Source organism: Ruegeria sp. HKCCD7628 (assembly GCF_057221005.1).
Window position 1 is genome coordinate 115,140 of sequence record NZ_JBWVBA010000005.1, and the last position, 18,482, is coordinate 133,621.

Sequence of the window (18,482 nt, forward strand, 5' to 3'; positions counted from 1 at the left end):
GATTCTGCAACTGGTCAGGCACCGGGGCGACGCAAACCGCCCCGGTGAAATGATTTAGTGGCCAAATTTGCGGATTTCGCCGCTTTTCAGCCGGGCCGCATAGCTCGCCAGCTCTTCGCGCACGACCTTCATCAGGAAATACAGCGCAAAGACGTTCACAACCGCCATGGCAAAGATCGCCGCGTCCGAGAAATCGATGACCGGACCAAGGTTGGCCGCCGCACCGATCACCACGAAGACACAGAAGATGATCTTGAAGATCAGCTCTTTGGTATGACCCTCGCCAAACAGGTAGGTCCAGGCCTTGAGGCCGTAGTAGGACCAGCTGATCATGGTCGAGAAGGCGAACAGAACCACCGCGATGGCCAACACGAACGGGAACCAGCCAAAGGCGCTGCCAAAGGCCGCCGAGGTCAGACTGACGCCCGAATTGCCGTCAACGGTTGCGATACCGTTGCCCGCTTCGTTCAGCACGTACAGGCCAGTTGCCGGATCAACGATCAGCTGTTGGGTGATGATGATTACCAGCGCTGTCATGGTACAGATCACAACCGTGTCGATGAACGGCTCCAACAGGGACACGAACCCTTCGGTTATCGGCTCGCTGGTTTTCACCGCCGAGTGCGCGATCGCAGCCGAGCCCACGCCCGCTTCGTTCGAGAATGCCGCACGACGGAAGCCCTGAATCAGCGCACCGACCATACCGCCAGCAACGCCGAGGCCGGTGAAGGCGCCTGCGAAAATCTGACCAAAGGCCCACCCGATCTGATCCGCATGCATGATGATAATGACCAGAGCGGCCAGAACATACATGACACCCATAAACGGCACGACTTTTTCGGTCACACGCGCAATGGACTTCAGGCCACCCACGATCACAGCGAATACGATACCCGCAAAGACCAAACCGGTGATCCAGCCGGGATAATCTCCGACGATGCCCGCGATCTGCTGGTGCGCCTGGTTGGCCTGGAACATGTTGCCCCCGCCCAGCGCGCCAAGGATACAGAAGATCGAAAACAGAACCGCCAGGATCTTGCCACCTGGCAGGCCTAGTTCAGCAAAGCCCTTGGACATGTAATACATCGGGCCACCCGACACGGTGCCGTCGTCGTATTCATTTCGGTATTTCACGCCCAGCGTACATTCTGTGAATTTCGAGGCCATGCCCAGAAGGCCCGCCATGATCATCCAGAAAGTCGCGCCCGGCCCGCCGATCCCGATGGCCACGGCCACACCGGCAATGTTGCCCAGACCGACCGTACCTGAAAGCGCAGTCGCCAGCGCCTGAAAGTGGCTGACTTCGCCGGCGTCATTCGGGTCGGAATAATCGCCTTTGACTAGGCTGATCGCGTGCCCAAAGAAACGGAACTGCACAAAGGCGAAATACACTGAAAAGACCGTCGCGGCGACAACCAGCCACCCCACGATCCATGGGAAACCAGTGCCGGGAAACGGCGCGAAGATAAAGCTGACGAACGGGCCGGTAAAATCGGCAAAAGCCTGATTGATCCTGTCGTCCAGACCCGCGGCCTCTTGCGCCATTGCGGGGCTTGCGCCCAGCATCACGGCGGCGGCCAGCGCTGTTTTCTGATAGATACTCATTTTCATCGCTCTCCTCAGTTCACGACAGTGACCGGTACATCGGCATGCATGACCAGATTCTGGGTCGAACTGCCGAACAGCCGTTTCTTGAACCCATCTGCCGATGCTCGCCCGACGATGATCTGGGTGCCGCCATTTTCGACCGTGATCGCGTTCAGCGTTTCGGCCACGTCGCCGTGGCGCACGATGCCCTGGGCCGTGAACCCGCCCGAGGTCAAAGCATCAACCGCAGGCGTAACGATGCGCGAAGTCGCCAATGCAACTTCTTCTTCGCGCCGCTTGTGTCTCTGGGCGTTTTCTTCAGGTGTCTGAAAAGTAAAAGGGGACCATTCGATGACGTAAACCACAAGTAATTCACACGTTCCGATCCGCTCAGCCAAGTCTTTGGCAAAGGCGATCGCGCGCTCTCCGGTTTCTGTCCCGTCCAGTCCGATGACAATCTTGGTTGTCATGACGTTTCTCCAATATTGTTGATTATACCGGGGCCCGTGCCCCCGGGCGGGCAGCCGGAGTCTGGAACGAATTCAATAGACTACCCGTGAAAATCAGTATCCGAGAAAAACAGCGAAAAACAGAGGGGAAACTGCTGATTACCCTCAAATTTCATCTATATATATGTTTTTAAAGTGTATATTTTGCCTATTTATTGAGCAACACAGGGCCTCAACCCGGATCTGTGTTGTAAATCAAACGCTCATCACAGGGCGCGATACGTAGGATATTGGTGGTGCCCGGCACATTAAACGGCACACCAGCAGTCACCACGATCTGATCAGTTTCAGCGGCAAAGCCCCCAGCACGAGCTGCACGGGCTGCATTCACAACCGCGCCCTTGAAACGCTCCAGCTCGGGCGTCATCACACAATGGCACCCCCAGCTCAGGCATAGTCGCCGCGCAGTGCCGGTGGCCGGGGTCATGGCGATAATCGGCACTTCGGGCCTTTCTCGGGCAGTCAGCAAAGCAGTAGTCCCGCTTTGGGTGAAGCAGCAGATCGCCTTGATATCAGTCTTTTCTGCAATCTCGCGCGCAGCGGCAACGATCCCATCGGCGATCGTTGTCCCCTTGGCCGTACGAGACGAGGCAATAATCTGGCCATATGTCGGGTCCGCCTCGACCTCGATGGCGACCTTGTTCATTGTCTGCACGGCTTCGATCGGGTAGGAACCCGCAGCCGACTCGGCACTGAGCATGATAGCATCGGTGCCCTCATAGATCGCGGTTGCCACGTCCGAAACCTCGGCCCGCGTGGGCATTGGACTTTCAATCATGCTTTCCAGCATCTGCGTCGCGACAATCACCGGTTTGGCCGCGCCCCGGCACTTGCGCACCAGACGTTTCTGAATGGGCGGTACTGCTGAAACGGGCAGTTCAACCCCCAGATCGCCACGCGCCACCATAATCCCATCAGACGCATCCAGAATGTCGTCAAATGCCTCGACCGCGGCGGGCTTTTCAATCTTGGACAGGATCGCCGCCCGACCATCGGCCAGCGCGCGCGCCTCAAAAACGTCCTTGGCGCGCTGCACAAAGCTCAGCGCCAGCCAGTCGACACCCAATTGGCAAACAAATTCCAGATCGTCGCGGTCCTTGGCCGACAGGGCCGCCAACGGCAGCACCACATCAGGCACATTCACGCCTTTGCGGTTAGAGATCGTGCCACCCACCTCAACGGTACAATTGGCGAAATCCTGACCGCACTCCTGCACGATCAGGCGGATTTTACCGTCATTGACAAGCAGGCGTGCGCCGGGTTCCAACGCGGCGAAAATCTCGGGATGCGGCAGGCAAACGCGATTGATGTCCCCGGCCTCCGGGTCAAGGTCCAGCCGGAACGCCGCCCCCTCTTCCAAGTTCTCACAGTCGTTGGCAAAGACGCCGACACGCAGTTTCGGTCCCTGCAAATCGGCCAGAATGGCAATCGGGCTGTCCAGATCCTTTTCAACCTGACGGATAATCCGGTGCCGCTCGCGGATTTCATCATGGCTACCGTGGCTCATGTTCAAGCGGAACACATCGGCCCCGGCCTCGTGCAGGGCTCGGATCATGTCATAGTCATTCGACGCCGGACCCAGCGTCGCCACGATTTTCACATTTCTCAGGCGTCGCATTGATGGTGCTCTCCTCACGTATTCCCTGGGCGTCGCGCAAATGTTACCGCAAACATTGCTTCAAGCTGCTTATTGCGCAATTCCCTTTTATTAGCAACTGCCCTACACCTGCGACGAACCAGATGACAGGCTTATGACGTATTCTCCGTTTTTTATCCACGGCGCAGATCGCCCTTCGCGTTGGCTGATCACATGTGACCACGCCACCAACACCGTCCCGCATGACATCAACGGCGGAGACCTCGGCCTGCCGCTCGAGGATATGGAGCGTCACATCGCCTATGACGTGGGGGCGTACGAGGTCTCGAAACATCTTGGGGAAATCCTGAACGCGCCTGTAGTGGCGGCCAATTTCTCGCGTCTGGTGATCGACCCGAACCGGGGCGAGGATGACCCGACCCTGCTGATGAAGCTGTATGATGGGTCGATCATCCCCGGCAATCGTCACGCCGACGCGACCGAGCGGGAACGGCGACTGAACATGTGTTATCGCCCCTATCACAATGCTTTGGCCGAGCTGGCGGCCTTACCCCATGCGGTGATCGTGTCCATGCACTCCTTTACCCGACAGCTGCGGGGGCGCGACCCCCGCCCGTGGCATGTGGGCGTTTTGCACACCCCGGACGAGCGTTTTGCGCGCCCGCTGATCACCCGGTTGCAGGCAGAAGACGACCTGTGCGTCGGCGTAAACGAACCCTATACCGGTGTCCTGCCCGGAGATGCCATCGACAAGCACTGCACCGCCTTTGGTCGCCCCAATGCCCTGATCGAGCTGCGCAATGATCTGATCGCCGATCACGCTGGACAACGGGCTTGGGCGGAACGTTTGGCAGTTGTGCTGCAGGACGCACTGGATACCAGCGACCTTTGACCACACCTCATTGTGAGGATACCACCTGATCCCCATATATTCGTCGAAAGGGGATCGCCATGACCCAGGAATTCGCAACCTCTGTGTTTGGTTGGATGGCCGCGCTGAACATCGCAGTGCTGTTGTTCACAACATTAATGGTCCTACTGCTGCAGGAGCAGATTGCGGGCATTCACAGCAAGTTATTCCAGATGGAGCGGTCGGAAGTGAAACGAGCGTATTTCCGGTATCTGGCCAACTACAAGATCCTTACATTGATCTTTTTCATCGTACCTTGGCTGGCCTTGAAACTGGCCTGACATCCTGTTTGTTGAAACATCGCCTCCGGACCGCTAGGTCAAGGACAACGATACTGTCATCCGGAGTCAGCGCATGGACAAGCAAACCGAAATCGAACTTCAGGCCGCAGCCTTCCGCCGGTTGCAAAAGCACCTGATGGAAGACCGCACCGACGTGCAGAACATCGACATGATGAATCTGGCCGGGTTCTGCCGCAACTGCTTGTCGCGCTGGTATCAGGAAGCGGCGAATGAAAAGGGCATCGAGATGGGCAAGGACGAAGCCCGTCAAATTTTCTACGGCATGACCATGGATGAGTGGAAAGCCAATTATCAGACCGAAGCCAGCCCCGAAAAACAGGCCGCCTTCGAGGTCGCCTTTGACGAAAACGTCACCAAAAAAGGTTGAACGCTGAAATCAAAAAGGCCCGCCGGTTTGGCGAGCCTTTTGCTTAGATCGCCGCCTTGCGGCTTTCATCCAGATAAATCTCACGCAGACGCTTGGCAATCGGCCCTGGCGTGCCATCGCCTAGTGCGACGCCGTCAATCTCGACTACCGGCATGACAAAGGCGCTGGCCGAGGTGGTGAACGCTTCATCCGCCTCTTTCGCCTCATCGATCGTAAACAGGCGTTCTTCGACTTCCATCTGCGCCTCGGCAGCCATACGCAACACGGCCTTGCGGGTGATCCCATGCAAGATGTCGTTGGACAGCGGGCGGGTCACGATCTTGCCGTCCTTTACGAAATAGGCGTTGTTACTGGTGCCTTCGGTGACATAGCCATCCTCAATCATCCACGCATCATCGCATCCGGCGGCCTTGGCCATCATCTTGCCCATCGACGGGTACAGCAACTGCACTGTCTTGATATCACGGCGGCCCCAGCGAATGTCATCAATCGAGATGATCTTAGCGCCCTTCTGCGCGGCCGGGCTGTCGGCCAATCCCGGCTTGTTCTGGGAGAACAGAACCAGCGTCGGCTTGGTATCGGCCGCAGGGAACACGAAATCCCGGTCCCCGTCGCTGCCACGCGAGACCTGCAGGTAGATCAGACCTTCTTCGATCCCGTTCAGCTCGACCAGTTTGCGGTGAATAGCCAGGAGTTCATCCTTACTGCATGGCTCGGCCATCTGCAGCTCGTCCAGAGAGCGTTTCAGGCGCACGGCGTGGCCTTCGAAATCGATCAGCTTGCCGTCCAGCACGCTGGTCACCTCATAAACGGCGTCGGCCATCAGGAAACCACGGTCAAAGATCGAGACCTTGGCCTCGGTCTCGGGCAGGTACTCTCCGTTCACGTAAACGGTGCGGGTCATGTCACTCTCCTCAGCCCCAGAGCGCCGCTTTTGGCGGATGCACTCCGGCGTCATCAAAAATAAGCGGGTTGGTGCGGTCTTCGGCCAGAAGAAGCGGGCCGTCAAGGTCCGTTACCATCGCACCCTGCGCCAACAAGGTCGCAGGGGCCATCGCAAGCGAGCTGCCAACCATGCAACCGACCATGACCTTATAGCCCTCGGCCAGCGCCTGCTGCCGCAGCGCCAGAGCCTCGGTCAGACCGCCGGTTTTGTCGAGCTTAATGTTGACCACATCATATTTGCCCTTGAGGCCGGGCAAGCTGCTGCGATCATGACAGGACTCGTCGGCGCACACGGGCACCGGACGCTCCATTCCGATCAGCGCGTCATCTTCACCGGCAGGCAAGGGTTGCTCGACCAGAGCCACACCCAAACGCACCAGATGCGGGGCAAGGTCGGCATAAACAGCGGCCGACCAACCCTCATTCGCGTCGACGATGATCCGCGCGTTCGGCGCGCCCGCGCGAACGGCTTCAAGCCGGGGCATGTCATCCGGTGTGCCCAGCTTGATCTTGAGAAGCGGACGATGCGCGTTGGCGGCTGCTTGCGCCTGCATCGCCTCGGGCGTGTCCAGCGACAGAGTATATGCGGTGATCTCGGGGCCAGGCACTGGCAAACCGGCCAAGTCCCACGCCCGTTTGCCCGCACGCTTGCATTCCAGATCCCACAGCGCGCAGTCCACAGCGTTTCGAGCCGCCCCAGCGGGCAGCAGGTCCATAAGCGATTGCCGGGTGAAATCCGCAGGCAATCCCGCGATCTCGGCCTCGACCGACTCGAGCGTTTCATCATAGCGCGCATAGGGCACACATTCGCCCCAGCCCTGATGCACCCCGTCCGAGATCCGAACGGTCAGCACCTTGGCCTCGGTCCGCGACCCGCGCGAGATGGTGAACACCTGCGCCAACCGAAACACATCCCGCGAAACGTCTATCCGCATCACAAATCTTTCCCCTGCAGAGTGACCAAGATTTTTCGACGAAAAATTTTTGTCCGACCGTGTTACAGCGCCGCCAGCGCGTCAACCAGCTTACCCGCACCAAAGCGGTACGGGTCGGTTGCGGGCAAGCCCATCTCGGCCTCGACCTCGGCGATATAGGCATGCGCCTCGTCTTCGCTCAGGTTCTGGGTGTTAATCGACACACCGACAACCTGACAGGCCGGGTTGGCGATCCGCGCCAGCGGCAGCGCCGCGTCACGCAGATCCGGCAGCGACGGCAGGGAATATTCGGGCAGGCCGCGCATATGCGTCCGTGTGGGTTCGTGACACAGGATCAGCGCATCGGGCTGACCGCCGTGGATCAGCGCCATGGTCACACCGGAATAGGACACATGATACAGTGACCCCTGCCCTTCGATGTGATCCCAGTGATCGGCGTCATTTTCGGGCGTCAGGTATTCGACCGCCCCGGCCATGAAATCGGCCACGACCGCGTCGAGCGGAACCCCTTGCCCGGTGATCAGAATGCCCGTCTGCCCCGTGGCGCGGAAAGTGGATTTCATGCCCCGCTTGCGCATCTCGGCGTCCATCGACATGGCGGTATACATCTTACCCGCCGAACAATCGGTCCCCACGGCCAGACACCGCTTGCCGCTGCGCTTTTTACCATTGGCAATCGGATAGCCAACAGTCGGCACACGCACGTCGTGCAACGTGCAGCCATGGGTTTGCGCCGCGGCCACCAGATCGCCCTCATCGCGCAACAGGTTATGTAGGCCAGAGGCCAGATCAAACCCCATCTCGAGCGCCTCGATCAGCACTTTCTTCCACGCCGCACTGATCACGCCGCCCCGGTTGGCAACGCCAATGACCAGCGTTTTCGCCCCAGCAGCTTTGGCCTCGGCCAGAGTCAGGTCGGTCATGCCCAAATCGGCCTTGCAACCCTCCATCCGGTACTGGCCCACGGCGTTCTCGGGACGCCAGTCCCGGATGCCGATGGCGACTTTTGCGGCCAACTGGTCGGGCGCATCGCCCAAAAACAACAGATACGGTGTCTCGATCATTGCGGTGCACTCCTTTGATTCCGACGCAGGCTAGTGGAGCCGGCAGGCGAGAGTTTCGCGAATTCCTTGGGCAACATGAGGCCGGTTGGGAAATTTTTGCACAACTACCCAAAATTCCGCAAAAATCTTTCATGTTCTCAAACCGATTAAACTTTAACCACCGGAGACGCAGCGTATTTTGGTGAATGCTGCGAATGCAATGCCGCATCTGCACAAAGGCGCTTGCGCAGGCTTGCGCAATTTAATACCCAATGAGGCAAGAAAATCGTAATTTCCTTACTCGCACGAGGTCCAGATGAGCTTTCGCCTTCAACCCGCCGCCCCTGCCCGCCCTAACCGCTGTCAGCTGTTTGGCCCCGGATCGAAAACCAAGCTGTTCCCGAAAATGGCGGCCGCGGCGGCCGATGTGATCAATCTGGACCTTGAGGATTCCGTCGCCCCCACCGACAAGGACGTGGCCCGTGCCAATGTGATCGAGGCGCTGAACACAATCGACTGGGGCGGCAAATACATGTCCGTCCGCATCAACAGCCTCGACACGCCCTACTGGTATCGCGACGTGGTTGATCTGCTGGAACAGGCCGGCGACCGTCTGGACCAAATCATGATACCCAAGGTGGGTTGTGCGGAGGACGTCTATGCCGTTGACGCGCTGGTCACGGCGATCGAGCGCGCCAAGGGCCGCACCAAGCCGATCAGCTTTGAAGTCATCATCGAATCCGCCGCTGGTATCGCCCATGTCGAAGCCATCGCGGCCTCCTCCCCGCGTCTGCAGGCCATGAGCCTTGGGGCAGCAGACTTTGCGGCCTCGATGGGGATGCAAACCACCGGCATCGGTGGCACGCAGGAAAACTATTACATGCTGCGCGAGGGCGAAAAGCACTGGTCCGATCCGTGGCATTGGGCGCAAGCCGCCATCGTCGCCGCCTGCCGCACCCATGGCGTGCTGCCGGTTGACGGCCCGTTCGGCGATTTCTCGGATGATGAGGGGTATATCGCACAGGCCAAGCGCTCGGCCACGCTGGGTATGGTGGGCAAATGGGCGATTCACCCCAAGCAGATCGCGCTGGCCAATCAGGTCTTCACCCCGTCGGACGAAGCGGTGTCCGAGGCGCGCGAGATCCTGGCGGCAATGGAACAGGCCAAGGCCAATGGCGAAGGCGCAACCGTCTACAAAGGGCGTTTGGTCGATATCGCCTCGATCAAACAGGCCGAGGTGATCGTGGCACAGGCCGAACTGATCGCCGCCAACGGTTAACGAAGCAAGGCGCCCCCCGGGGCGCCTTTTTCTTTACCGACCGAAGACGTCGTTGGGCGTCCATGTAAAACGCTCGCCCTTTTTGCCCGATTTCATCATCAGGCAGGATGTGCCATATTTCTGAAAATATGTGATCTTCAGCGGATACCACCCGGCTTGTGGCACTTCGACCTCGGTTCTCTGATTGGCTTCGCAGCCTTGCCGCCCATTGACATAGCCGATCTGCTGCCCCCCGACCCAAGCGTCGATACCGTCATTCGACCAAGTCTCAAGCTCATAGACACCGGGTGAGTCGAACTTGATATACCCAGTGACTTCGGCTGCGACGTTGAACGCCTCGTTGAATGTCAAAACCGGATCGCCTTCGGTCGTATCACGATAATCCAAGCCACGCAGTGGTTTACCTGACTTGGCTTTCTTCAGAAGAAAACCAACTTTGGCCAAGTTTTGAATTTTGCGAGGAGGGTTCCCTTCCCATGCGTATTTCACATCCAATCCGGGTTTGGGATTGGGTTGCGGGTTTGCCGGTTGCAGTTTCAAGGGTGCAGCCAACGCACCCCCGGCGAAAATCGCCAAGGCAGCGGCAAGTGCTCCGGTTCGAACGAGGTTCATGGTCTTCTCCCTGATACGGTCCCTTTGAGGTTATTCCCCATTTCGGTGGGACATTTGTTCAACACTAGGACGTCGGAAATTACCCGGCAAGAGAGTTAACAATCACATTTTCGCAGTCATCCGCGCATATCTTTGGGAGAACCCATCACCACGTATGACGTGATCGAGGTGACATGCGGCAGTGTTCCCAAAACGTCGGTGTGGAATGTTTTGTAGGCGGGCAGATCTTGGCACTCTACGCGCAACAGGTACTCGATCGTTCCGGTGATGTTGTGGCATTCAACCACCTCGGGCGCGTTTTGCAATGCGCGTTCGAACCCTTCCTGCGCCGCTTTTGTATGCTCGCCAAGCCCCACACCGATATAGGCCACAAAGCCCACCCCTAACGCCGCAGGGTTCAATACTGCGCGGTAACCTGAAATTACGCCTGAGCGCTCCAGCTCCTGCACCCGGCGCAAACAAGCCGAGGGGGACAGACCCACACGGTCGGCCAATTCCAGGTTGCTGATACGGCCATCTCGGGTCAATTCACGCAATATATGTTGGTTTTTTTGATCTACCCTCGACATTTGTTGCTAAAAATAAAGACACACGCACAATTTTGCAATTTCATTTGCCGTTTTCTGGGCAATGCTGCGCGCCATGACCTATGACTTGCTTCTGGCCCTGATCGCCTTTGCCTTTGTCTCTTCAATTACACCGGGACCGAACAACCTGATGCTGATGGCCTCGGGCGCAAATTTCGGGTTCCGCCGGTCAATCCCTCATATGCTTGGCATCGGGCTGGGTTTCACCTTCATGGTTGTTTTAGTTGGACTGGGTCTGGCGGCTGTCTTCGACCAATACCCAACCAGTTACACGGTGCTGAAAATCGCATCCGTAATCTATCTGCTATTCCTGGCCTGGAAAATCGCCAATGCCGCACCTTCAGGTCAAGCGGCCGAGGCTGGAACGCCCATGACGTTTCTGCAAGCTGCCGCATTTCAATGGGTCAATCCAAAAGCGTGGGCCATGGCCCTGACAGCGACCACGGCCTATTCACCGGGCCGTACGCCCGAGGCCATTTTGATCGTGGCGCTGATCTTTGGCGCCGTCAATCTGCCATCGGTCAGCACATGGACGGTACTTGGGCAGCAAATGGCGCGAGTCCTCACGAACCCGCGCCGTTTGTTGGTTTTCAATTGGACCATGGCCACGCTGCTGGTTGCGTCGCTCTATCCGGTCCTTTGGCCTGCTTGATTTACTTGAGCGGCAGGCAGATTTCCGTCAGCAGTTCATCGGGCGGCGTATCGCGTGGGTCGTTGAGGTAAATCTCATAGCAGGGTTGATCCGCAGGCTCTTCGCCTGAGTCCGGCAGCCAATTGCCGAACAGGCTGTGATAGGCGGCATGAATACCGGAATACGGACCTTTGTAGCGCAAGACAGCGGTCTTACCGCCGGGGATACTGAGGTCTTCCATCCCGTCCGGGGCCGCGTCTCCACGATATTCCGCGCCTGCGTAGCTGCGCAGGTCCTGCTCGGGCACCTCGTCGGGGCTGTCAAGGTAAAGACCAATGACCGGGCCTAATTGAGGCCAAAGCTTGCGGGATTCGCACAACGCGCCGAAAGTTTCAAAACTCCTGCCGATCTCGGCATAGTTGCCGCGGTGCTTCAACGCGACAATCCGGCGGGCAGGTTCAGTACGGGTTTCAACGGGGTGCATCGGGTAGTCTCCTGTTTTGAAATGTGGATGTGCTGGCAGGAACAGACCGGCCTTGCGAAAGGCGGCAGGGCTGGTGCCATAGGCGTCAGAGAACGCCCGCGCGAAGGAGTTCAGGTTCGGATAGCCCACGTCGTTGGCCACTTGCGCAACCGGCACGTCGGTCTGCACCAACCGGCTGGCGGCACGGTGCAAACGGATCCGGCGCACTGCCTGCGCACAGGTTTCGCCCGTTATTGCCCGAAACACACGGTGCCAGTGAAATCTCGACATCGCCGCCACATCCGCAAGTGCATCCAATGACAGATCCCCTGCGGGGTTGTCGTGGATATATTCAAGCACACGCAGGATGCGGGTTTCATAGCTGTTTGCCATCCGGTTTCGTCCTTCTTCCTTGCCCCCTCACACAAACATATTGCCGATCCACAAATCTTGCTGAGTTGCATCCCAGGCGACGTCAGGTCATATAGCAGGGAACTTCCGCGTTGAGAGGCGTCATGACCCAGTATCTGGATTTCGAAAAACCGCTGGCCGAGATCGAAGGCAAGGCCGAGGAACTGCGCGCGCTGGCCCGCGCCAACGAAGAAATGGACGTGGCCGAAGAAGCCGCCGCGCTGGATGCCAAGGCCGCCAAGCTGCTGGATGAGTTGTATGGCGATCTGACCCCGTGGCGCAAATGCCAGGTGGCGCGGCACCCCATGCGCCCTCATTGTCAGGACTATGTCAAAGAGCTGTTTACCGAATTCACCCCTCTGGCCGGCGACCGCAATTTTGCCGACGATCTCGCGGTGATCGGCGGGTTGGCGCGGTTCAACGATCAGCCCGTGATGGTGATCGGCCACGAAAAAGGATCAGACACCAAATCGCGGATCGAACGCAATTTCGGCATGGCCCGCCCAGAAGGCTATCGCAAAGCCGTTCGCCTGATGGAAATGGCGGGGCGTTTTGGCCTGCCGGTGATCACCCTGATCGACACGGCCGGGGCCTATCCCGGCAAAGGGGCCGAGGAACGCGGCCAGTCCGAAGCCATCGCGCGGTCAACCGAGATGTGCCTAAAGATCGGTGTGCCGCTGGTTTCCGTGATCATCGGAGAAGGAGGTTCGGGCGGTGCGGTTGCGTTCGCGACGGCTAACCGTGTCGCGATGCTGGAACATTCGGTCTACTCGGTGATCTCGCCCGAGGGCTGTGCCTCGATCCTGTGGAAAGATGCCGAAAAGATGCGCGAGGCCGCCGAGGCGTTGCGCCTGACCGCCCAAGACCTATACAAACTTGGCGTCTGCGACCGGATCATTACCGAGCCCAAGGGCGGGGCCCATCGCGATCCCTCGGCCACTGTTGATTCGGTGCGTGCAGCGATTGCCTCGATGCTGCAAGAGCTCGACGGCAAAGACCCGGCAGCCCTGATACGCGACCGCCGCCAGAAATTCCTGGATATCGGCTCGAAAGGTCTGGCAGCCTAAAGCGCCTAGCCGCCCAACCTGCGCAACAGCGCGACCGAGGGCTCTCCGGTCACCGGAAGGCCATTGGCGCTCTGATAGCCGCTGATGGCGGATTTAGTGTTGTTACCAATCACCCCATCCGCGCCTTGCGTGTCGTAACCCGCAGCGGTCAGACGGCGCTGAAGCTCTTTGCGGTCCTCCAGCGTCAGCCCGGTCGCATCCGGCCCGAACGAGGCCTGAAACGGCGCGCCCCCCGCGATCCGGTCTGACAGGTGTCCGACGCCAATCGCGTAGCTATCCGAGTTGTTGTACCGCTTGATCACCTGAAAATTGCGGAACACGGCAATGCGCGGCCCCGGCACCTGCGGCTGCAGCACCGCGACGGGTGTACCGGAAACCGTGCCGACCTCGCCCCCCCAGGGCTGCCCACGCTTCCATCCCGAACGGGCCAGATAGGCCGCTGTCGACGCGAGCGAATCTGAGGGGTCCTCGGACCAGATGTCACGCCTGCCGTCGCCGGTATGATCCACTGCAAAGGCCAGATACGAGGTCGGGATGAACTGAGTATGCCCCATTGCACCGGCCCAACTGCCGGTCATCTTGTCCGGCGTCGTATCCCCCGCCTGAATGATCTGAAGCGCCGCGATCAGCTGTTTTTCAAAAAACGCACCGCGTCGCCCGTCATAGGCCAATGTGGATGTTGCCGAAACCACCGGCACATCCCCGCGCCGCGCGCCATATCGGCTCTCTAACCCCCAGACAGCGACGACAACCTCTTTGTCGACACCATATTGCGCCTCGATCTGCGACAGAGTTGCGGCGTGCCGAACCATCATCTGCTGGCCTGTCTCGATCCGCTCATCCGAGGCTGCGATAGCCAGATAATCCTCGAGCGAACGCTTGAACTCGACCTGATTGCGGTCACGTTCGATAACTCCGGGCAAATAGCCTGCCCCCTGGAACGCACGGTTTAGGGTTGTTTGCGAAATCCCCTGCGATGCGGCGCGTGTTTTGAAACCGGCTACCCAGGCGTCCCACCCGGCATTCGGAACCGGCCGCATCCGCGATGCAGGAGCTGTGGTTTGCGTGCCACCTGAACAGGCGGCCAAGAGGGTCGATCCAAGACCGACAGAAAATACCCGACGATTGATCATGATTGAAATCTGCTCTTGTTGTGGTTTGGGATCAGAGTAACCCAGACCACCCGTCCAAGCCAGAACTGCTGTAGCGAAACAAACGTACGCGGCAATGTCGGCAAATCGCCGCTTAAGTTACCAGCATCCGCAGACCCTGCGTCACGTCCGAACGCACCGCCAGACGCAAACCGGGTTCATCCCCGGCCTTGAGCGCGGCGATGATCAGTTTGTGATAATGCGGGGGTTCTGTACGCCGCAGCCGCCCATAAAGCGCCCGCATGGTCGGCCCAAGTTGCAGCCACACAGTCTCGGCCATCGCCAGCATCGCTGGAGCCTGCGCCCTTAGGTACAAAGTGCGGTGAAATTCGAGATTTGTGCGGATATAGCCGACGGCATCGCGCTTGGTAACCATCTCGGCAACGGTCATGTTGATGCTCTGCAATCGGTCGATCAGGGCCATGTGCGCGCGCGGCAGGGCCCGGCTGGCAAGCTCGACCTCTAGCAGCGCGCGCAGAGCAGCAAGTTCCTCGATACGGTCATTGGTCAACTCTGGTGTCGACACCCGTCCGGATGAGGACAGGAACAAGGCACCTTCGGCCGCAAGACGCCGCACAGCTTCGCGTGCGGGCGTCATGGACACCCCGAATTCTTTACCGATCCCACGCAGGGTCAACGCATGACCCGGAGCGATTTCCCCATGCATGATCCGCGCACGCAGGGTCCGATACACCCTGTCATGCGTAGCTGTCTGCGAGTCGGAAGAACGCGTGTTTAACATTTGACCATGTGATCACAAATTGATTTGGGGTCAACTCACAGGAGCGTCAAATCTGTACTGATGCAACTGCGCCCCGTTGTCGCGCAACCAACGCCGCTGTTCACGGTAGTCACCAAATATCCGCTCAACCTGATCCCAGAACGCTCGGGAATGGTTCATCTCGACCAGATGGGCCACTTCATGTGCAGCGACATAGTGCAGAATTTCAGACGGCGCGAAGATCAGCCGCCATGAAAACATCAAACCACCAGCCGAGCTGCATGACCCCCAGCGCGACCGCGTATCGCGAATAGTCAGGCCAGAGTAACTGCGCCCCAACATCGCCGCGTAGTCATCGCAGGCACCGGTCAACCGGTCGCGAGCGAGCTCTTTCAGAAACCGGGCCAAACGCTTTGCCTCGGCACCCTCGGGCACGGCGATTTCGTCGCCTCTGAGAAGCACGCGCCGACCTTCTGCTGGGACGATTCGCCGTTCGGTTCCTTCGATTGGTAACATCTGACCAAATTGCACCACCGCAGGATCCGGACGATCTTGCAGATGTTGGCGTATCCAGTCTGCCTTGAGATGCGCAAAATTCAACGCCTCAGACTCGGGCACACCATCGGGGTAAGTTAGTGTAACACGTCCATCCAATTGGGAAATCCGCAGGCTGATCCGCCTGGCACGCGCTGATTTGCGCAGTGTCAGCCGCACACGGGGTGTGCCGGGCAGTGCGTGCTCTCCCATTGGTTATGTTCTCCTGTGCAAAGGCTTTGACAGTGCCCGCTGCATGTGGCACGTGACCTGAATCGTTATTACGACTCACCTGATATCAAGGGGATTTCACATGCCCAAGGAAGAATGGGGCGTTAAGCGCGTTTGCCCAACAACCGGCAAGCGGTTTTACGACCTGAACAAGGACCCGATCGTCAGCCCCTATACCGGCGAGATCGTTGAGCTGGACACCGGCAAAAGCCGGATGATTGCGGCTGACGCGGAAGATGCGGCCTCGGCCAAAGCGCGCGAGAATGCGTCGAACGAGGATATTGTTCTGGACGATGACGACAATGTCGACGTCGATCTGGACGATGACCTGCTGGATGATGATGACGACAACAATGATGACGTCTCTCTGGACGACATCAAAGACATGTCGTCTGAAGACGAAAACTAATACCGTTCAGAGGCGGCCCAGAGCCGCCTCGAACCTTCCCAGACGATGAGCGGAAAGATTTTGCCAGAATTCATTTTTGGACTTGCACTCGCTGCCGCCGTCTCATAAACGTCCGTCCACTGCTTCGGCAGTCCCTAGATGGGGCCTTAGCTCAGTTGGGAGAGCGCTTGCATGGCATGCAAGAGGTCAGGGGTTCGACTCCCCTAGGCTCCACCAAAACCTAGCAGAACAACTAGATAGCAAGCATTAGAGTGGTGTGACACACAGGTGTGACACAAAATGAAGCTGTATGCGTATCTTTCACTGTCCAGACACGGCATCTATTACTTTCGTTGGCCCCTACCCGACACGACACCAAAACCACACACTAGTCCAAACATCGCACGCAGAACCCTACGTTTGTCGTTGCGTACGAGATGCCCTAAAGAGGCTGGTACTCTGGCACGGCGTCTTGCAGTGTGCGGCGATACAATAACAAAGCACATAGAAGCAGCGGGCATGAACCACGGCGAACTGCGTACAAAGGTACATGAGCACTTCACGGAAGTACTGAAGAAGGCAAAGGCACGTAGGGATGAACTCGGGCCCTACACCGAGTTGGAAAAGGAACGCATCGCTGACACCATCCGTCTTCATCAGGCGGACAACGAAGACTTCTGGGACATTATGAAGAAGGACTATGCCACCCAGCAGTACCAGTCCTTTTGTGACGCATCCGGCATTCCTCAGAAGCAACCAGTCAATACCCAATGGGCAATTCTTGATGAAATTCGGAAGGCTTGGATTGGTTTTCACGAAGCAATGCTGGAACACGATAAGGCCTTCGAGACATACGATTTCAGCAGGCCGCCCAACGCGCCTGTGAGCGTCACAGAAAGCCCAAAGCCTACTTTCGGCAGTAGCGCCACCAAAGTCTCAAAGAAGCCCTCAGAGAAGCCTTCTAGCCCACTCCTGTCCGCCCTATTTTCCGAAAGAAAAGCTGAGGCGGAACAGACAGGTCAATGGTCGGCCAAGCTGCTGAACGACTATCAGGCTTGGACAGACCTCTTCATAGAATTGCAAGGCGACCGTCCGGTTCTAGACTACAAAAAACCGGACGCACGCGACTTCAAAAATGCCCTGATTGAGCTTCCAAGCAACAGGAATAAACTACCGCAAACACCAAGACCCAGAGAGTTCAGGAACTGGAGAGTGCAATCCCTTTCCTGCCGAGTATCCGACAGGTTTGTGCCCGCATTTCGCAACCCGGATTGCAGGGTTTGAACCGACATTCCCAATGCTGCCGCTGTTTCCGGAATACCAAATTCGTAATCTGCAAAGTCAAAAGGCCGCTAAAAGCCGACCTTGTGTCCCTATAGTGAGATGAAAAGCTTGGCTGCTACAATCACCGACATATGATGCTGGCTAAAGATATATGTACTGAATGGAGTTAAAGATGTGCTTTTCAGCTACGGCAAGTTTTGTCGCGGGGGGAATATTGTCCGTTGCCGGTGCAGCTACCATGATTTCTGCGTGCAGACAGAAGTTGGGGTGTGGCCTAATATTCCTGTCATCTTTTCCGTTAGTTTTCGGTTTACAACAAAGTCTTGAGGGTTTGGTCTGGCTCGGGATATCCGACCAATTGTCTTTGAGACTTTTAACGATAGTAAACTATGGCTTCATTTTTTTCGCGTTTTTCTATTGGCCTGTTGCTGGCCCAACTGCAGGTTTTCTGATCGAAAAGCGAAAGTGGCGTAAACACTTATTCGGTGGACTTATCATTGGTGGTTTGGCTGTGGGAACTTACCTTATGTTGAACGCAATCAATCACCCCGTACTTCCCACCTCTAGCGATGAATGGGGAGGGCATATTTTGTACCTACAAGGTATGACCCTTATCCCAAACATCCAATACATTTACTTCTTTACTGCATGTACTGCGCTAGCAGCCTCATCGAACCCCACCGCTTTCAAGTTTGGCCTAGCGCTTACAGCGTCGTTTTTGGTCACGCTCTTCGGTTATGAATTGTTTGTTCTACCTTCGGTGTGGTGTTTCTTCGCTGCGCTTTGCAGCATCGTCATTTCCTATGACGTTCTTCGAGGTAAGACTGTACAATACTTAGAGGAGCAGAGTGATGATCTCCGGGCCATTGTCTGACGGACGTATTGCGGGTGCTGTCAGACCAATTCGAACCAGTCTCAGTTTGCTGCG

Annotated in this window: 21 protein-coding genes and 1 tRNA gene; 10 read left to right on the forward strand and 12 right to left on the reverse strand. The window is 57.6% G+C overall.

The window, feature by feature from the left end:
* Window positions 1-54: 54 nt before the first annotated feature.
* The 3 genes from AC2TAD_RS12915 to pyk all read right to left on the reverse strand — a co-directional run bounded on the left by AC2TAD_RS12915 (window position 55) and on the right by pyk (window position 3,714).
* Window positions 55-1,605 carry an alanine/glycine:cation symporter family protein gene (locus AC2TAD_RS12915; protein ID WP_170754957.1) on the reverse strand — a complete coding sequence of 517 codons (1,551 nt, stop codon included), beginning with the start codon at window positions 1,603-1,605 and terminating at the stop codon, window positions 55-57.
* Between the two features lie 14 nt (window positions 1,606-1,619).
* Window positions 1,620-2,057, reverse strand: coding sequence for a universal stress protein (locus AC2TAD_RS12920; protein WP_170356081.1), 438 nt, complete (start codon window positions 2,055-2,057; stop codon window positions 1,620-1,622).
* 211 nt (window positions 2,058-2,268) lie between these two features.
* Window positions 2,269-3,714 (reverse strand): pyruvate kinase, encoded by a 1,446-nt coding sequence (gene pyk / locus AC2TAD_RS12925; RefSeq protein WP_480868113.1) that lies wholly within the window; start codon window positions 3,712-3,714, stop codon window positions 2,269-2,271.
* 133 nt (window positions 3,715-3,847) lie between these two features.
* Between pyk and AC2TAD_RS12930 the strand changes: the two genes are divergently transcribed.
* The 3 genes from AC2TAD_RS12930 (at window position 3,848) to AC2TAD_RS12940 (ending at window position 5,272) form a co-directional block, all read left to right on the forward strand.
* On the forward strand, window positions 3,848-4,585 hold the full coding sequence (locus tag AC2TAD_RS12930) for an N-formylglutamate amidohydrolase (protein WP_480868115.1): 738 nt from the start codon (window positions 3,848-3,850) through the stop codon (window positions 4,583-4,585).
* Between the two features lie 59 nt (window positions 4,586-4,644).
* The gene (locus AC2TAD_RS12935) at window positions 4,645-4,884 is read left to right on the forward strand and encodes a DUF6868 family protein (RefSeq protein ID WP_480868118.1); all 240 of its coding nucleotides are present in this window, start codon (window positions 4,645-4,647) and stop codon (window positions 4,882-4,884) included.
* A gap of 73 nt (window positions 4,885-4,957) precedes the next feature.
* Entirely contained in the window at window positions 4,958-5,272 is a 315-nt protein-coding gene (locus AC2TAD_RS12940; protein ID WP_170754950.1) for a DUF1244 domain-containing protein, read from the forward strand.
* 43 nt (window positions 5,273-5,315) lie between these two features.
* Here AC2TAD_RS12940 and AC2TAD_RS12945 read toward each other — a convergent pair whose 3' ends face one another.
* The 3 genes from AC2TAD_RS12945 to dgcN form a co-directional block, all read right to left on the reverse strand.
* The gene (locus AC2TAD_RS12945; protein WP_480868120.1) at window positions 5,316-6,176 is read right to left on the reverse strand and encodes a D-amino-acid transaminase; all 861 of its coding nucleotides are present in this window, start codon (window positions 6,174-6,176) and stop codon (window positions 5,316-5,318) included.
* A 10-nt stretch (window positions 6,177-6,186) separates the two neighbouring features.
* Window positions 6,187-7,152 carry an N-acetyl-D-Glu racemase DgcA gene (dgcA, locus tag AC2TAD_RS12950; RefSeq protein ID WP_480868122.1) on the reverse strand — a complete coding sequence of 322 codons (966 nt, stop codon included), beginning with the start codon at window positions 7,150-7,152 and terminating at the stop codon, window positions 6,187-6,189.
* 62 nt (window positions 7,153-7,214) lie between these two features.
* On the reverse strand, window positions 7,215-8,216 hold the full coding sequence (gene dgcN, locus AC2TAD_RS12955) for an N-acetyltransferase DgcN (protein ID WP_480868124.1): 1,002 nt from the start codon (window positions 8,214-8,216) through the stop codon (window positions 7,215-7,217).
* A gap of 295 nt (window positions 8,217-8,511) precedes the next feature.
* Between dgcN and AC2TAD_RS12960 the strand changes: the two genes are divergently transcribed.
* Window positions 8,512-9,474, forward strand: coding sequence for an L-malyl-CoA/beta-methylmalyl-CoA lyase (locus AC2TAD_RS12960; protein WP_480868126.1), 963 nt, complete (start codon window positions 8,512-8,514; stop codon window positions 9,472-9,474).
* A gap of 33 nt (window positions 9,475-9,507) precedes the next feature.
* Here the strand turns inward: AC2TAD_RS12960 and AC2TAD_RS12965 are convergent, their stop codons facing one another.
* A complete protein-coding gene (locus AC2TAD_RS12965) occupies window positions 9,508-10,086 on the reverse strand; it encodes a PA14 domain-containing protein (protein ID WP_170754939.1) in 579 nt (192 codons plus the stop codon).
* Between the two features lie 116 nt (window positions 10,087-10,202).
* Window positions 10,203-10,655, reverse strand: a complete 453-nt coding sequence (locus AC2TAD_RS12970; protein WP_480868128.1) for an Lrp/AsnC family transcriptional regulator — start codon at window positions 10,653-10,655, stop codon at window positions 10,203-10,205.
* A 73-nt stretch (window positions 10,656-10,728) separates the two neighbouring features.
* Here AC2TAD_RS12970 and AC2TAD_RS12975 point away from each other — a divergent pair, with 73 nt between their 5' ends.
* Window positions 10,729-11,325, forward strand: a complete 597-nt coding sequence (locus AC2TAD_RS12975; protein WP_480868130.1) for a LysE family translocator — start codon at window positions 10,729-10,731, stop codon at window positions 11,323-11,325.
* Between the two features lies 1 nt (window position 11,326).
* Here the strand turns inward: AC2TAD_RS12975 and AC2TAD_RS12980 are convergent, their stop codons facing one another.
* Window positions 11,327-12,160: an AraC family transcriptional regulator gene (locus AC2TAD_RS12980; protein ID WP_170356070.1), complete on the reverse strand. Its 834-nt coding sequence runs from the start codon at window positions 12,158-12,160 to the stop codon at window positions 11,327-11,329.
* Between the two features lie 122 nt (window positions 12,161-12,282).
* Between AC2TAD_RS12980 and AC2TAD_RS12985 the strand changes: the two genes are divergently transcribed.
* Window positions 12,283-13,245: an acetyl-CoA carboxylase carboxyltransferase subunit alpha gene (locus AC2TAD_RS12985; protein WP_480868132.1), complete on the forward strand. Its 963-nt coding sequence runs from the start codon at window positions 12,283-12,285 to the stop codon at window positions 13,243-13,245.
* A gap of 5 nt (window positions 13,246-13,250) precedes the next feature.
* On the opposite strand, the gene AC2TAD_RS12990 is transcribed toward AC2TAD_RS12985, so the two are convergent.
* From AC2TAD_RS12990 to AC2TAD_RS13000, 3 genes are all read right to left on the reverse strand, one after another.
* Window positions 13,251-14,378 carry a lytic murein transglycosylase gene (locus tag AC2TAD_RS12990; protein ID WP_353391565.1) on the reverse strand — a complete coding sequence of 376 codons (1,128 nt, stop codon included), beginning with the start codon at window positions 14,376-14,378 and terminating at the stop codon, window positions 13,251-13,253.
* A 112-nt stretch (window positions 14,379-14,490) separates the two neighbouring features.
* Window positions 14,491-15,138, reverse strand: coding sequence for a GntR family transcriptional regulator (locus tag AC2TAD_RS12995; protein ID WP_170356067.1), 648 nt, complete (start codon window positions 15,136-15,138; stop codon window positions 14,491-14,493).
* Window positions 15,139-15,168: 30 nt separating this feature from the next.
* A complete protein-coding gene (locus AC2TAD_RS13000; protein WP_480868135.1) occupies window positions 15,169-15,864 on the reverse strand; it encodes a M48 family metallopeptidase in 696 nt (231 codons plus the stop codon).
* A gap of 100 nt (window positions 15,865-15,964) precedes the next feature.
* On the opposite strand from AC2TAD_RS13000, the gene AC2TAD_RS13005 reads away from it, so the two are divergent.
* The 4 genes from AC2TAD_RS13005 (at window position 15,965) to AC2TAD_RS13020 (ending at window position 18,428) form a co-directional block, all read left to right on the forward strand.
* Complete coding sequence (locus AC2TAD_RS13005) at window positions 15,965-16,291, forward strand: TIGR02300 family protein (protein ID WP_170754928.1); 327 nt, start codon at window positions 15,965-15,967, stop codon at window positions 16,289-16,291.
* A 140-nt stretch (window positions 16,292-16,431) separates the two neighbouring features.
* Window positions 16,432-16,507, forward strand: a tRNA-Ala gene (locus tag AC2TAD_RS13010).
* Between the two features lie 282 nt (window positions 16,508-16,789).
* Window positions 16,790-17,554 carry a hypothetical protein gene (locus AC2TAD_RS13015; protein WP_480868137.1) on the forward strand — a complete coding sequence of 255 codons (765 nt, stop codon included), beginning with the start codon at window positions 16,790-16,792 and terminating at the stop codon, window positions 17,552-17,554.
* Between the two features lie 160 nt (window positions 17,555-17,714).
* Window positions 17,715-18,428, forward strand: a complete 714-nt coding sequence (locus tag AC2TAD_RS13020) for a DUF6629 family protein (protein WP_170356639.1) — start codon at window positions 17,715-17,717, stop codon at window positions 18,426-18,428.
* Window positions 18,429-18,482 lie beyond the last annotated feature (54 nt).